Below are 14,710 nucleotides of genomic sequence, written 5' to 3'. Positions count from 1 at the left end.
ATGAATTAACGATAAGAAACGATGAAAATAGTAATAATTGATTAATGAGGGGCTTTTTTTTTGATATATATCAAACGTCACCCTTTACTGATAACTAAAATCGATGAGACATAGTAATGTATTTAACTTCATCGTTTTAGAGTCAGGTGGGATGCCTGTCTGAATACCCCCTGCAGGATGTGCGGGATTCTACTGAGCATCTATGAAACTCAATAAAAATTATATTTGTATGAGAGATAGATGGTGGGCGTTACCTCTCATCATACCATCTTTGCTGTTGCCTATATTGAGCACTGCCAATACCTATGCCCATATTAGTACTGGGACCGTAATTCTTTTCTACATGCCTTTGGCGTTGATGATTAGCCTGATGCTATTTTTTGGCTGGGCGGCATTGCCGGGAATTATCATTTCCATTATCTGCTACAAATATCCGCAGGTTGGGTTATTTGAAACGCTCTCAATAATTTCGCACTTTATTGTAACGATAGTGCTGAGTTGGGGAGGGTATAAAGTATTTGCACCCCGGCGGAACAACGTATCTCACGGTAACTCCCACCTGATGTTTCAGCGCATGTTTTGGCAGGTCTTCTGCCCGGCGACGCTGTTTCTGATCCTCTTCCAGTTTGCCGCATTTGTGGGCGTTTATGAGAGTAAATCCGGCATGGTGGGGGTTATGCCCTTTAATACTGGCACGTTGATCAACTATCAGGCTATGCTGGTCGGGAATCTGATTGGGGTTCCTTTGTGCTACTTTATTATTCGCACGATCCGCAACCCTTTGCATGTCAGAGGCTATTTTTCTCAATTAAAGCAGCAGTTTGATACCAAAGTTACCAAAACTGAGTTTGCGGTCTGGCTGATTATATTGGCTGTACTTATGGCATTGCTGTGTATGCCGTTAAATGAACAAAGCTCAATATTCAGCACAAATTATACTCTGTCGTTGTTGCTACCTGTCATGCTCTGGGGAGCAATGCGTTACGGTTACAGATTTATTTCGCTGATATGGTCTGTCGTACTTATTACCGCAATTCATTATTACCAGCGCTATATGCCCTGGTATTCTGGCTATGATACCCAGCTTGCCATTACCTCATCGAGTTATCTTGTTTTCTCCTTCATCGTGAACTTCATTGCCGTACTGGCAACGCGCCAACGCTTTGTTACCCGGCGCAACCATCGTCTGGCATTCTTTGATCCGATGGTGCATCTGCCAAATTTGCGCGCATTGAACCGGGATTTGAAAAAAATGCCATGGTCAGTGCTCTGCTTTTTGCGTGTTCCGGGCATGGAGCTACTGGTAAAAAATTACGGCATTATGCTGCGTATCCAGTACAAGCAAAAACTCTCACAGTGGATAACGCCACTGTTGGCACAGGATGAGCATGTCTATCAGTTATCGGGTAATGACTTAGTTTTGCGTTTTAACACTGAGTCGTATCAGGAGCGCATTGAAGCCCTGGACAGGCATATCAAGCAGTTCCGTTTTATTTGGGATGGCATGCTTTTACAGCCGCAGGTGGGGATCAGTTTTTGCTGTATCCGTTCTCCTGTTAACCATATCTATCTGTTACTGGGAGAGTTAAGCACCATTGCCGAGCTTTCTCTGGCGACCAATTCACCAGAGAACTTGCAGCGCCGAGGCGTCATGCACTTGCAACGTGACCTGAAAGATAAGGTTGCGATGATGAATCGTCTACAGCTGGCGCTGGAGCACAATCGTTTTTTCCTGATGGCGCAGCCGATTTTTGGCGTACGCGGCGACGTTTATCATGAAATCCTGCTGCGCCTTGAGGGAGATGACGGTGAAACCATCCCGCCTGATTGCTTCTTGCCGATCGCGCATGAGTTTGGCTTGTCGTCCAGCATCGATATGTGGGTGATTGAAAATACGCTGAAGTTTATGGCACAGAATCGGGAAAAAATGCCCGCCCGTCGGTTTGCCATTAACTTGTCACCCACGTCGATATGTCGCGCCCGACTTCCGCATGACATCAACCAGCTACTGGTTAAGTACAAGGTTGAAGCGTGGCAGTTGATTTTTGAAGTCACGGAAAGCAACGCCTTAACCAATGCGGAACAGGCACAGGCAACGTTACTGCAGCTGCAATCACTGGGCTGTCAGATTGCGATTGATGATTTTGGGACGGGTTACGCCAGCTATGCGCGGCTGAAGAATGTGAGTGCCGATATCCTGAAAATTGATGGCAGCTTTATTCGCAGTATCGTTTCGAATAGCCTCGACTACCAAATCGTGGCCTCTATTTGCCATCTGGCTCGGATGAAAAGAATGCTGGTGGTTGCAGAGTACGTCGAAAGTGAAGAAATACGCAGTGCGGTAATTTCGCTGGGGATTGACTACATGCAGGGGTACTTGATTGGTAAACCACAGCCATTGCATGAAACGCTGGAAGAACAGGCGCCAGACGCGCTGGCACCTGTTCTGAGTTTATGCGGCGATATCGGGTGAGGTTTCTTCTTCAATTTTGAGACGCCAGCCGGTTACGCCCTCCCAGTATTGCTGCTCTTTTTCCAGATCGAGCAGCACCAGCGCATTTTGGCTAAACCAGTCATGCGGGAAACGTAAGGTCCAGTGGTTGTCGTCGGTTATCAGAGTCAGGGTTGGCGGCGTGGTGGTCGCCTGACGCTGATTATTCAGCAGCACGCCCAGGCGTAACAGTTGAATTAACGGCAGAAACTGTTTTTTCTTGAACAGTGTAAAGCGGGGCAAGTCATCCAGTTTCACCGCTTTGCGATGATAACGAACTAATGTTGCCATCATCAGTTGTTGTTCCTGATTAAACCCCGGTAAATCGCTGTTTTGTAAGATATAAGCAGAGTGGCGATGTAAGCCGCTGTGGTTGATGTTCAGCCCAACCTCATGCAGCATCGCTGCCCAGCGCAGTAATGCTTCCAGTTGAGGATTGGCCAGTTTGGGCTGTTGCGTATGCCACTGGTCGTACATTTGCATCGTTGTTTCCAGCACGCGTCGGGCCTGTTCACTGTCAATGTTGTACTGGTTCGCCAGACTACTGGCAGTACGACTACGAACGTCCTGGTGGCGAAAACGTCCTTCCATCTCGTACAGTACGCCTTCGCGTAGCGCGCCATCAGAAAGGCGAAGTTCGCGGATAGCCAGCGCGTCAAAAACGCCGCACAGAATCGCGAGCCCAGGAACAAATACCGCTTTTCGCTCCTCTGACAGCCCCGGCAGGCTGAGCGCATCAAATGACGCATGCTTCAGCACTTCAGATGTCAGTTTGTCCAGGCGTTCGGGGGTGATAAAACCGTCTTTTTCACCCATCTCCAGCAGCACTTCGTGTGCCGCTTTAATCGTGCCTGACGCGCCCATTGCGACGTTCCAGCCCTGAATGCGAAACTGCCACGTTAAAGTTTCAAGCTTTTGCGCTGCCGCCATGCGGGCACGCTGGAAGTTTTCCCGGCTGATAACACCGCCCGGGAAATACATCTGGGCAAAACTGACGCAGCCCATACGGCGGCTTTCGACCAGCTTGGGTTCGAAATCTTCGCCGATCACCAGTTCTGTTGAGCCACCGCCGATATCGATAACCAGCTTGCGGCCTTTTTCCGGCTGAGTATGCTCCACGCCCATAAAAATCAGTCGGGCTTCTTCGTTACCGGAGATAATCTCAATCGGGTAGGGGATGACTTTTTCCGCTCGCTTGAGAAAATCGGTCGCATTCAGCGCCTGACGCAAAGTATGGGTTCCCACGATGCATACGCTTGACGGGGGAAAGCCCTGCAGGCGTTCGGCGAACAGCGACAGGCAGCTTAATCCGCGTTCCATTGCCTCTTCGCTCAGCTTGTTATCTTCGCCGAGACCATCCGCCAGATGAACGCGCTGTTTCAGCCGCCCGATAATCTGCATTGCGCCATCAACCACGCGGGCAATGACCATATGGAAACTGTTTGAACCAAGGTCGACCGCAGCAAATTCCTGCGGTCGTGGAGTCTTGTCGTGTATTGGCATATCTTTAGTCAGGTTGCTCGAGTGATTTGATGTAGTCGTAAATCGCCAATTGTGACTGAACCTTACGGCGGTTTCCGCGCGGTACGTAGCGATTACTGAGTTCTTTATCGATGAAGCGGGCCTTCACCGTGTCGCTGAACAGGATATCGATAATATCCAGCACGCGCTGCTTAAGGCGCGGGTCAAGAAGCGGTGTAGCAACTTCGATACGATAATCGATGTTTCTTGTCATCCAGTCTGCGGAGGAGAGATACACCTGCTTGTCGCCCCCGTTCTCGAAGATGTAGACCCGGTCATGTTCAAGATAGCGATCAACGATGCTGATAACACGAATATTGTCGCTAATGCCTTCCAGGTTTGGAATCAGTGAGCACATTCCGCGAATCAACAAATTAACCGGTACGCCTGAGCTTGAGGCCGCATAGAGACGATCAACCAGGCCTTTATCGACCAGGTTGTTCAGTTTTAGCGTGATACCGGAAGGCTGGCCTTGCTGCGCATTGGCGATCTCTTTGTCGATCATCGCGTACAGCAGACGGCGTGAGTTCTGCGGAGAAACCAGCAGATAATCGAACGTCACCGGACGATACGGGTTTTCGATGAAGTTGAACACCCGACGCACTTCGTTGGTGATGCGTGAATCAGCGGTCAGCAACGAGTAGTCGGTGTACAGCCGCGCCGTTTTTTCGTTGAAGTTGCCCGTCCCGATATGCGCATAGCGCACGACTTCATCACCTTCTTTACGCGAGATAAGGAACAGTTTGGCGTGAATTTTCAGACCCGGCGCGGAGAAGATGACGTGAACGCCCGCTTCGGTCAGACGCTTGGCCCAATGAATGTTGGCTTCTTCATCAAAGCGCGCCTGCAATTCCACTACCACGGTGACTTTTTTACTGTTATGCGCGGCATGGATCATCGCGTCGATGATGCGCGAGTCTTTTGCCACACGGTAGATGTTGATCTTTATCGCCAGCACGCTCGGGTCGAAAGACGCCTGGCGCAACAGTTCAAGAACGTGCTCAAAGGTGTGATACGGGTAATACAGCAGCACATCGCGCTCGCGGATTGCATCAAATCCGTTACGGAATTTCTCATTGTCGAACCAGATGTGGCGCAGACGCGGCAGCGGTTTATTCACCAGGTTGGCTTTGCCAACGTTGGGGAAGTTAATAAAGTCTTTGAAGTTATGGTAACGCCCGCCGGGAACAATTGAGTCGTAGCGAGAAATCGTCAGTTTTTCACGTAGCACCTCGACCAACGCATTGGGCATGTCGCGCTGATAGACAAAGCGTACAGGCTCTGCGGTCAGACGCTGTTTCAGGCTGGAGGACATCAGCTCCATCAGGCTCGATTCCATCTCGTGCACCAAATCGTATTCGGCGTCACGGGTCATTTTCATCGAATAGGCGTTAAGTGCGTCGTAATCAAAGAACCCTTTGAAAATATCGTCCAGGCAGTAGCGTAAGATGTTGTCCAGCAGGATCATCGGTTTGCGACGCCGCGGGGTTTCCGGCGGCAAATTCACAAAACGGGGAACCTTGTCGGAAGGGATTTCCAGCAGCGCGTAGCGGATTGTATCGCCGCGGATAATCTCTACCGCCAGATAGGTGTAGTCATCTTTCAAAAACTGGACTAAATCCGTCTCGCGGTTAATCAGGATCGGCGTGATGTGCTGGCGAAGATATTGCTTGAAGTAATGACGCAACCAGCTCTGCTGATTGGCCGATAGCTGACGTTCGTTGATTAAGAAAATCTGATTGCGCGCCATCTCCAGCAGCAACTCGTTGTACAGACCGTCAAATTCCTGATCGGCTTTTAATACGCGGGCCTGGATTTTGCCTAACAGATGGCGGGAGTGAGAGTTTGAACCCTGTTCTTCGCTAATAATGATTCGGCGCTTCAGTTCGGCAAAACGAACCTTATAAAACTCGTCGAGGTTATTGGAATAGATGCCTAAGAAACGCATCCGTTCGATCAACGGGTTTGACTTATCAGCAGCTTCCTGGAGTACGCGTTCGTTGAACGCTAACCAACTGAGTTCTTTCTCGATGTATAGCTTTTCCTGACCCATTACCACTTTTACTCCGTTTCATTCACGGGACACTACCGATTTATTATGGCGAGCATTGCTCTCAGATGTCCAACTGTGCCAGAAAAATATGACAATAAACCGTCTGATAGCAAAGAGAAAGGGGGAGCGTAGATGAATACCGGTGGTATTAACCGGAAAAGGTAGTTATGCCTGTAAGCCGGATGGTGACATGCGGCTTACAGGTTGAATTTTATTATTCGTCGGCGGCGTAGCCTTGTGGCGGTAGGCGGATGCCATCCAGCCATGCAGCGTTATCACGCATCTTCAGGCGACCATCAATAAACCAGCTTACCACCAGTGGGTAAATGGTATGTTCCTGGGCCTGAACCCGTGCCGTGACATCATCTTCGCTGTCGCCTTCAAATACCGGAACCTTGGCCTGGAGAATAACCGGTCCGCCGTCCAGTTCATCAGTGACGAAGTGGACTGAGGTACCATGCTCTTCATCGCCGTTTTCCAGTACCTGGCGGTGCGTATGCAGGCCGGGATACTTTGGCAATAAAGACGGGTGGATATTCAGCAATCGTTCAGAATAGTGCGCGACAAACGCCGGGCTGAGAATGCGCATATAACCGGCCAGCACCACGACATCCGGCGCCCAGGCGTCAATTTCTTGTATCAGTTGGCGGTCGAAGGCTTCGCGACTTGCAAACTGGGCGGCTTCCAGCGAGTACGCTGGAATATTCGCTTCGCGTGCGCGTTCAAGGCCGAACGCATCGGCCTTGTTACTGAATACTGCACGTATGGTGCCATTGATTTTTTTCTGTTCGCAGGCGTCTATTATCGCCTGCAAATTGCTTCCGTTACCGGAAATGAGCACCACAATGTTTTTCATTCAATGACCACACGCTGTTCGGAATCAGAAGCTTTGATGATACCGATTTTCCATGCGTTTTCACCTTTCTCATTGAGCAAAGCCAGGGCTTTGTCCACTTCCGAAGCTGGCAGGGCGATAACCATACCTACGCCGCAGTTAAAGGTGCGATACATCTCATGCTGGCTGACGTTACCCGCCGTTTGCAGCCAGTTGAAGACGGCTGGCCACTGCCAGGAAGACTCGTCGATCACGGCCTGCGTGTTGTCTGGCAGAACGCGTGGAATATTTTCCCAGAAGCCGCCGCCGGTCAGGTGGGCAATGGCGTGCACATCAACCTTCTCGATCAGTTCCAGAATGGATTTTACGTAAATGCGGGTCGGAGCCAGCAAGTGATCGGCCAGCGACTTGCCTTCAAGCTCGGTGGTTTCCGGGTCACAACCGCTGACTTCAACGATTTTACGCACCAGAGAGTAACCGTTGGAGTGCGGACCGCTGGAGCCGAGCGCAATCAGTACGTCGCCGTCAGCCACTTTAGAACCGTCGATAATCTCTGATTTTTCGACGACGCCAACGCAGAAACCTGCCACGTCGTAATCTTCGCCGTGGTACATCCCCGGCATTTCAGCTGTTTCCCCACCGACCAGCGCACAGCCAGACTGCAGGCAGCCTTCGGCAATCCCGTTAATGACGCTGGCTGCGGTGTCCACATCCAGTTTGCCGGTTGCATAGTAGTCGAGGAAGAACAGCGGCTCAGCGCCCTGAACCACGAGGTCGTTGACGCACATTGCGACGAGGTCAATGCCGATAGTGTCGTGGCGTTTCAGATCCATCGCCAGACGCAGTTTTGTACCAACGCCATCAGTGCCGGAAACCAGTACCGGTTCACGATATTTTTGCGGCAATGCGCACAGCGCACCGAAGCCACCCAGACCACCCATAACTTCCGGACGACGCGTTTTCTTTACTACGCCTTTGATTCGATCAACCAGAGCATTACCTGCATCAATATCAACACCGGCATCTTTGTAGCTAAGAGAGGTTTTATCGGTCACTGCCTGCTTCCCCACATGTTTACTTGCAGTAAAAGTTAAATTCGGCGCAATTCTAACAGGGAAAGCAAACGTTTGCGAGCCTGCTCTGCATCAAGTTTTATCTGCTGGTTTTTTCAGCATTTTACAATCATTTATCTATTTGTTTGAACTGCGCCACGAAAATGAAACCGGGTACAGCCTTGTGCTTGAAACCTGCCAGCCGAATGCACAGTATCGTACTGAAACCGGTTTCTGTTTTCTGTTGCGGGCCTCATTTGGAGCGTTTTGCGCAGAGTCATCACGATAGGGGAAGGGGATGTCAGGATTTAAAGCAGATTTCATGTGGGGTGGCGCTGTCGCCGCTCATCAACTGGAAGGTGGCTGGCAGGAGGGCGGTAAAGGAATTAGCGTTGCCGATGTCATGACGGCGGGGGCGCATGGCGTGGCGCGTGAAATTACTGACGGTGTGATTGCCGGTAAAAACTACCCTAACCACGATGCCATCGATTTTTATCATCGCTATAAAGACGACATCAAGCTGTTTGCCGAAATGGGGTTTAAATGTTTTCGCACTTCTATTGCCTGGACGCGGATTTTCCCTTTAGGTGATGAAGCGCAACCCAATGAAGCTGGCCTGCAGTTCTATGATGACCTGTTTGACGAATGCCTGAAATATGGCATTGAGCCGGTGATTACGTTGTCGCACTTCGAGATGCCCTACCATCTGGTGACGGAGTACGGCGGCTGGCGCAACCGTAAGCTTATCGACTTTTTTGTCCGTTTTGCCCGGGTGGTTTTCACTCGTTACCAGCACAAAGTGAAGTACTGGATGACGTTTAATGAGATTAACAATCAGGCAAATTATCACGAAGACTTCGCGCCCTTTACTAACTCTGGCCTGAAATATCTGCCTGGTGAAGACCGCGAGCCGGTCATGTTTCAGGCTGTGCACTACGAGCTGGTGGCAAGCGCGCTGGCGGTGAAGGTCGCGCGTGAAATTAACCCGGCGCTGCAAATTGGCTGCATGATTGCGATGTGCCCAATTTATCCGCTGACCTGTGCGCCGAACGACATGATGATGGCGATGAATGCTATGCACCGGCGTTACTGGTTTACTGACGTCCATGTGCGCGGCAAATACCCGCAGCATCTTCTCAATTACTTTACCCGTCGTGGCTTTGAACTGGATATCACCGAGGAAGACCGTCAGGCGCTGACCGAGGGCTGCGTTGATTACATCGGCTTTAGCTATTATATGTCTTTCGCGACCCAGGCAACGGCGGACAACCCACAACTGGATTACGACGAGTCGAAAAGCCTGGTTTCTAACCCGTACGTGCAGAAGTCGGACTGGGGCTGGCAGATTGATCCCGTCGGTCTGCGCTATTCGCTGAACTGGTTCTGGGATCATTATCAGTTGCCGCTGTTTATTGTTGAAAACGGCTTTGGGGCGATTGACGTGCAGCAGGCCGACGGCTCGGTGGATGATTCCTATCGTATTGACTATATGGCCGCACATATCCGCGAAATGAAAAAAGCGGTGGTGGAAGATGGCGTGGATCTGATGGGTTATACCCCGTGGGGCTGTATTGATTTAGTCTCGGCCGGGACGGGGGAGATGAAAAAACGCTACGGCTTTATCTATGTTGATAAAAATAATGACGGGAGTGGGACATTAGCACGCTCGCCGAAGAAATCTTTTTCATGGTATCAAAACGTCATCCAGAGTAATGCTGAAAATCTATAAAATTCATAGCATTGATAACAACCCCCGCACTTATTGTGGGGGTTGTTTTATACTCATCATCCAGACGCAAACGATTTTGGTTGATCCATATCAAGCGTATGCAGTGTTGCGCCAGAGACGAAAAGCGGTATAATCCGGCGATTTTTTTGTGGTTGCCACTCGTCTGAGGAAAGGAGAAGAGTATGAAGATCGTGGAAGTCAAACACCCACTCGTCAAACACAAGCTGGGACTGATGCGTGAAAACGACATCAGCACTAAACGCTTTCGTGAACTCGCCTCGGAAGTTGGCAGCCTGCTGACTTATGAAGCAACCGCCGGTCTGGAAACCGAAAAGGTGACCATTGAAGGCTGGAACGGCCCGGTTGAAGTTGACCAAATCAAAGGTAAAAAAATCACCGTTGTGCCAATCCTGCGTGCGGGCCTGGGCATGATGGAAGGCGTTCTGGAAAACGTTCCGAGCGCGCGTATCAGCGTGGTCGGTATGTACCGTAATGAAGAGACGCTGGAGCCGGTTCCGTACTTCCAGAAGCTGGTTTCTAACATTGATGAGCGTATGGCGCTGATCGTTGACCCGATGCTGGCAACCGGCGGTTCCGTTATCGCTACCATCGACCTGCTGAAAAAAGCAGGCTGCAGCAGCATTAAAGTCCTGGTGCTGGTTGCAGCGCCGGAAGGTATCGCGGCGCTGGAAAAAGCGCACCCGGATGTTGAGCTGTATACTGCCTCCATCGATCAGGGACTGAACGAGCACGGATACATTATTCCGGGGCTCGGCGATGCCGGCGATAAGATTTTTGGTACCAAGTAAACGAATAAGTGAAAAGAAGCCGACTTTAAGAGTCGGCTTTTTTTTGAATAAAACAACCCAATCGCTAATAACAAACAACACTCAGAGGAAAACACTATGACGCGCCGTGCTATCGGGGTGAGTGAAAGACCGCCGCTTTTACAGACAATCCCGCTTAGTTTACAGCACCTGTTCGCCATGTTTGGCGCAACGGTACTGGTGCCAGTCCTGTTTCATATCAACCCAGCTACCGTTCTGCTGTTTAACGGTATTGGTACTTTACTGTATCTCTTTATTTGTAAAGGTAAAATTCCGGCTTACCTCGGTTCAAGCTTTGCGTTCATTTCCCCGGTTCTGCTGCTGCTGCCGCTAGGGTATGAAGTGGCGCTGGGCGGTTTCATTATGTGTGGCATCCTGTTCTGCCTGGTTTCGTTCATCGTTAAGAAAGCCGGTACTGGCTGGCTGGATGTAATGTTCCCGCCTGCGGCGATGGGCGCAATCGTTGCCGTTATCGGTCTGGAGCTGGCGGGTGTCGCTGCGGGTATGGCGGGATTGCTGCCTGCGGAAGGACAAGCGCCAGACTCAACAACCATCATCATCTCAATGGTGACGCTGGCGGTGACGGTATTTGGTTCCGTGCTGTTCCGTGGCTTTATGGCGATTATCCCGATTTTGATTGGGGTGCTGGCCGGGTACGCGCTCTCCTTCGTGATGGGGGTCGTGGACACCACGCCGATAGCGCAGGCTCACTGGTTTGCTCTGCCGACGTTCTACACACCGCGCTTTGAATGGGTCGCTATTCTGACTATTCTGCCTGCGGCGCTGGTGGTTATTGCTGAACACGTCGGCCACCTGGTGGTAACGGCGAATATCGTGAAAAAAGATTTGATTCGCGATCCTGGCCTGCATCGTTCTATGTTTGCTAACGGCCTGTCGACGGTGATCTCCGGCTTCTTCGGTTCTACGCCGAACACCACGTACGGCGAGAACATCGGCGTCATGGCGATTACCCGCGTTTACAGTACCTGGGTTATTGGCGGTGCGGCGATTTTCGCCATTCTGCTCTCCTGCGTGGGTAAACTGGCTGCGGCGATCCAAATCATTCCGCTGCCGGTCATGGGCGGTGTATCTCTGCTGTTATACGGCGTGATTGGCGCTTCCGGTATTCGCGTGCTGATCGAGTCAAAAGTTGACTACAACAAAGCACAGAACCTGATCCTGACCTCGGTCATTTTGATCATCGGCGTCAGCGGCGCGAAAGTTCACATCGGTGCTGCTGAGCTGAAAGGCATGGCGCTGGCGACCATTGTGGGTGTCTGTCTGAGCCTGATTTTCAAAGTTATCAGCCTGCTGCGTCCAGAAGAAGTGGTGCTCGACGCCAAAGATGCCGACACTGAGCAACAGTAAACCTTTGACCGGGTGGCGATGCTGCCCGGTTCTATCGCGACGCATTTCTGTGTTAAACTCAACGCGATTTTATGAAATCCTGGGTTGAGGTATCTCTGAACACACCGGCACAGCTCTCTTTGCCACTTTATCTTCCTGACGACGAAACTTTCGCAAGTTTCTGGCCGGGGGATAACTCCTCTTTACTGGCTGCACTGCAAAACGTGCTGCGTCAGGAACATAGCGGGTATATTTATCTTTGGTCGCGTGAAGGCGCAGGCCGTAGTCATTTGCTGCATGCAGCCTGTGCGGAACTGTCCGCGCGCGGCGATGCGGTAGGCTACGTGCCGCTCGACAAACGCACCTGGTTCGTCCCCGAGGTGCTCGACGGGATGGAGCATTTATCGCTGGTATGCATCGATAACATCGAATGTGTGGCCGGTGATTCGCTGTGGGAAATGGCGATCTTTGATCTCTACAACCGTATCCTGGAGTCGGGGAAAACACGCCTGCTGATCACCGGCGATCGTCCACCAAGACAGTTGAATCTGGGATTGCCGGATCTCGCTTCGCGTCTGGACTGGGGGCAAATCTACAAGCTGCAACCACTTTCCGATGAAGATAAGCTGCAGGCGTTGCAATTACGCGCCAGACTTCGCGGATTTGAACTGCCGGAAGATGTGGGCCGCTTTCTGCTTAAGCGTCTGGATCGGGAAATGCGTACGCTGTTTATGACGTTGGATCAGCTTGATCACGCATCGATCACCGCCCAGCGTAAGCTGACCATTCCGTTCGTAAAAGAAATTCTGAAGTTGTAAGCGCCGCAGCCAAATGACTGCGGCAGGTTTCGGTTAACCGACGATTTCCAGTACCTGCTCCGGCGGACGTCCAATTCGAGCCTGACCTTTGGCAACTACGATCGGGCGCTCCATCAGTTTTGGGTTTTCCACCATTGCCTGAATCAGCGCATCTTCACTCAGATTTTTGTCCGCCAGGTTAAGCGATTTATAGAGATCCTCTTTCTGGCGCATCAGCTCACGCGCGCTGGACATACCCAGCATCTGCAGAAGTTCACGCAGGGTCGCGGCGTCAGCCGGGGTTTCCAGATACAGCACCACTTCCGGGTCCACGCCATTGGACTTCAGTAATTCCAGCGTTTCACGGCTCTTGGAGCAGCGTGGGTTATGGTAGATTTTAATCGCGTCTGACATTTTTCTTTCCTGTTACATCTTGGTGTACGGTTTAAAGCGCTCTTGCAGCTGGCGTAGCTGGTCGATACGAGCATCGTATCTGGCCTGTTGCTGGCTACCCAGTTTCACCTGAGAGCTTGCGCTGCTGAGCATCGAAATCGCCTGATCCAGACGTCCAGCGAGGGCATACCCCTCCGCCCGCGCCGCCAGCTCCTGATCGCGGTTGTTCAGGTTGGCTTCCGTTTGAGCTAACAGATCCCAGCCGTTAGGGTCGTCCTTATGGTTAAACGTATAGCGATTCAGGATGGTTGCCGCCTCTTTGGCTTGCCCGCCCTGTAGATACGCATTCGCCAGGTTGAGCTGCAGTACCGGGTTAGTGCGCAGGTCGCGGGCGTTTTTCAGGCGGTTAATGGCATCACTGGTTTTTTTCTGGCCGAGATCGATATCCGTTGCCAGGTCGAGATACCAGGCATTGTTCGCGTCTGCTGCCAGCAGCGGTTGCAGCGCTTTACGCGCCTCGTCATATTTGCTGGCTTCCATCGCCTGCAATGCCCGACCATATTGCGCCGCACGTTGCTCACGTACGTTGCCTTTCGACCAGTTACTCAGCAGGTCATCGGTCAACTGGTTACGACCAGAGTTGTACATGCCCAAGGTTCGTGCCTTAGCCAGATAAAAATCTTCTGACGACTGGACGACCACCGGACGCATCTGGTTGGCGCGGTTACGGGCATCCGACAGACGGCTTTCAGGCAGAGGGTGAGTCAGCAAAATTTCCGGCGGACGCGAAGAGTAACGGGCCTGATCGAGCAGTTTTTCGAGGAACGTCGGCATGGCCTGGGGATCGAATCCCGAGCGTTGTAGCACCTGAATACCGATGCGATCTGCTTCCTGTTCGTTTTGTTGCGTAAAGCTAATCATCCCCTGACGTGTTCCCGCCAGCGTACCGGTCAGCGCCGCCATACCCGCCTGCGGGCTAGCCATCGCTAATAAAATTGAACCTAACGCACCTACCCACGTTAGCGGCGCACTGCGTTTCTGATCTTCCATTGCACGCGCCAGGTGGCGCTGAGTGACGTGGGAGATTTCGTGCGCCATGACCGATGCTAACTGGCTTTCGTTGTCGGAATAGCGGAACAGTGCGGAGTGCAAGACAACGTTGCCGCCAAAGAAAGCAAAGGCGTTGATTTCATCGTTGTTAATCAAAAAGAATGTGAAGGGTGTTTTTACCGAGTCGGCGTGCGAGACCAGACGCATCCCCAGCGCATTAATGTATTGGGTGAGCAATGGATCATTAATTAATGGCGCACTGCCGCGCAGTTGGCGTACGTAATAATCGCCCATCTGCATTTCCTGTCCTATGGAAAGCGTACTGCCTGCCGACGTTCCCATATCAGGCAGGGTGTCCGCAGTATCAGCAAATGCGGGCGCAACCTGACCGATAGTCAGTGCGGCAATGAGGGTAGCAACCAGGTTTTTTTTCAACTGCCTGAACATAACCTCTGTCCTGTATTCTTTTTTGAGATAGCCATTTGACCAATGCTGTGAAGTATCGTTCACACTCCGCAAGCTTACGGAGTGTAACTGCGAAACCTGACGATGAACACCCAGGAAAAATGTCTTTTCACTTTGCGTAATCAGCCATAAAAAGCGAAGTCTTTTTTG

At 51.3% G+C, this 14,710-nt stretch carries 11 protein-coding genes; 5 read left to right on the top strand and 6 right to left on the bottom strand.

Annotation, left to right across the window (positions count from 1 at the left end; genetic code table 11):
• Positions 1-202 precede the first annotated feature (202 nt).
• On the top strand, positions 203-2,473 hold the full coding sequence (locus OGV74_RS15890) for a bifunctional diguanylate cyclase/phosphodiesterase (RefSeq protein ID WP_286521083.1): 2,271 nt from the start codon (positions 203-205) through the stop codon (positions 2,471-2,473).
• Here the strand turns inward: OGV74_RS15890 and ppx are convergent.
• From ppx to purM, 4 genes are all read right to left on the bottom strand, one after another.
• On the bottom strand, positions 2,453-3,994 hold the full coding sequence (gene ppx / locus OGV74_RS15885) for an exopolyphosphatase (protein WP_003037914.1): 1,542 nt from the start codon (positions 3,992-3,994) through the stop codon (positions 2,453-2,455). The two genes, OGV74_RS15890 and ppx, sit on opposite strands and share 21 nt — an antisense overlap.
• A gap of 4 nt (positions 3,995-3,998) precedes the next feature.
• On the bottom strand, positions 3,999-6,065 hold the full coding sequence (ppk1, locus tag OGV74_RS15880; RefSeq protein WP_003037917.1) for a polyphosphate kinase 1: 2,067 nt from the start codon (positions 6,063-6,065) through the stop codon (positions 3,999-4,001).
• A gap of 214 nt (positions 6,066-6,279) precedes the next feature.
• A complete protein-coding gene (gene purN, locus OGV74_RS15875; RefSeq protein WP_086504408.1) occupies positions 6,280-6,921 on the bottom strand; it encodes a phosphoribosylglycinamide formyltransferase in 642 nt (213 codons plus the stop codon).
• On the bottom strand, positions 6,918-7,955 hold the full coding sequence (purM, locus tag OGV74_RS15870) for a phosphoribosylformylglycinamidine cyclo-ligase (RefSeq protein WP_057063104.1): 1,038 nt from the start codon (positions 7,953-7,955) through the stop codon (positions 6,918-6,920). The genes purN and purM overlap by 4 nt, the downstream gene beginning before the upstream one ends.
• A 295-nt stretch (positions 7,956-8,250) precedes the next feature.
• Here purM and OGV74_RS15865 point away from each other — a divergent pair, with 295 nt between their 5' ends.
• The 4 genes from OGV74_RS15865 to OGV74_RS15850 all read left to right on the top strand — a co-directional run bounded on the left by OGV74_RS15865 (position 8,251) and on the right by OGV74_RS15850 (position 12,673).
• Complete coding sequence (locus OGV74_RS15865; RefSeq protein ID WP_086504407.1) at positions 8,251-9,681, top strand: 6-phospho-beta-glucosidase; 1,431 nt, start codon at positions 8,251-8,253, stop codon at positions 9,679-9,681.
• A 182-nt stretch (positions 9,682-9,863) separates the two neighbouring features.
• The gene (gene upp, locus OGV74_RS15860) at positions 9,864-10,490 is read left to right on the top strand and encodes a uracil phosphoribosyltransferase (RefSeq protein WP_003037929.1); all 627 of its coding nucleotides are present in this window, start codon (positions 9,864-9,866) and stop codon (positions 10,488-10,490) included.
• Positions 10,491-10,586: 96 nt separating this feature from the next.
• The gene (gene uraA, locus OGV74_RS15855) at positions 10,587-11,876 is read left to right on the top strand and encodes a uracil permease (protein WP_003037932.1); all 1,290 of its coding nucleotides are present in this window, start codon (positions 10,587-10,589) and stop codon (positions 11,874-11,876) included.
• Positions 11,877-11,971: 95 nt separating this feature from the next.
• Complete coding sequence (locus OGV74_RS15850) at positions 11,972-12,673, top strand: DnaA inactivator Hda (protein ID WP_211924219.1); 702 nt, start codon at positions 11,972-11,974, stop codon at positions 12,671-12,673.
• Between the two features lie 33 nt (positions 12,674-12,706).
• On the opposite strand, the gene arsC is transcribed toward OGV74_RS15850, so the two are convergent.
• Both arsC and bepA read right to left on the bottom strand, forming a co-directional pair.
• Positions 12,707-13,066, bottom strand: coding sequence for an arsenate reductase (glutaredoxin) (gene arsC / locus OGV74_RS15845; protein WP_003037937.1), 360 nt, complete (start codon positions 13,064-13,066; stop codon positions 12,707-12,709).
• A gap of 12 nt (positions 13,067-13,078) precedes the next feature.
• Positions 13,079-14,542: a beta-barrel assembly-enhancing protease gene (bepA, locus tag OGV74_RS15840; RefSeq protein WP_003037939.1), complete on the bottom strand. Its 1,464-nt coding sequence runs from the start codon at positions 14,540-14,542 to the stop codon at positions 13,079-13,081.
• Positions 14,543-14,710: the final 168 nt, after the last annotated feature.

It is taken from the genome of Citrobacter sp. Cf116, assembly GCF_030336505.1.
In the GTDB taxonomy this organism is placed as follows: Bacteria; Pseudomonadota; Gammaproteobacteria; order Enterobacterales; family Enterobacteriaceae; genus Citrobacter; species Citrobacter freundii.
The sequence above is the reverse complement of the archived record's forward strand: the minus strand, read 5'-3'. Positions and strand labels throughout refer to the sequence as shown.

Coding starts and splice junctions, on each gene's coding strand:
- OGV74_RS15890 (WP_286521083.1), top strand. CDS start 203: ATGAAACTCAATAAAAATTATATTTGTATGAGAGATAGATGGTGGGCG.
- ppx (WP_003037914.1), bottom strand. CDS start 3,994: ATGCCAATACACGACAAGACTCCACGACCGCAGGAATTTGCTGCGGTC.
- ppk1 (WP_003037917.1), bottom strand. CDS start 6,065: ATGGGTCAGGAAAAGCTATACATCGAGAAAGAACTCAGTTGGTTAGCG.
- purN (WP_086504408.1), bottom strand. CDS start 6,921: ATGAAAAACATTGTGGTGCTCATTTCCGGTAACGGAAGCAATTTGCAG.
- OGV74_RS15865 (WP_086504407.1), top strand. CDS start 8,251: ATGTCAGGATTTAAAGCAGATTTCATGTGGGGTGGCGCTGTCGCCGCT.
- upp (WP_003037929.1), top strand. CDS start 9,864: ATGAAGATCGTGGAAGTCAAACACCCACTCGTCAAACACAAGCTGGGA.
- uraA (WP_003037932.1), top strand. CDS start 10,587: ATGACGCGCCGTGCTATCGGGGTGAGTGAAAGACCGCCGCTTTTACAG.
- arsC (WP_003037937.1), bottom strand. CDS start 13,066: ATGTCAGACGCGATTAAAATCTACCATAACCCACGCTGCTCCAAGAGC.
- bepA (WP_003037939.1), bottom strand. CDS start 14,542: ATGTTCAGGCAGTTGAAAAAAAACCTGGTTGCTACCCTCATTGCCGCA.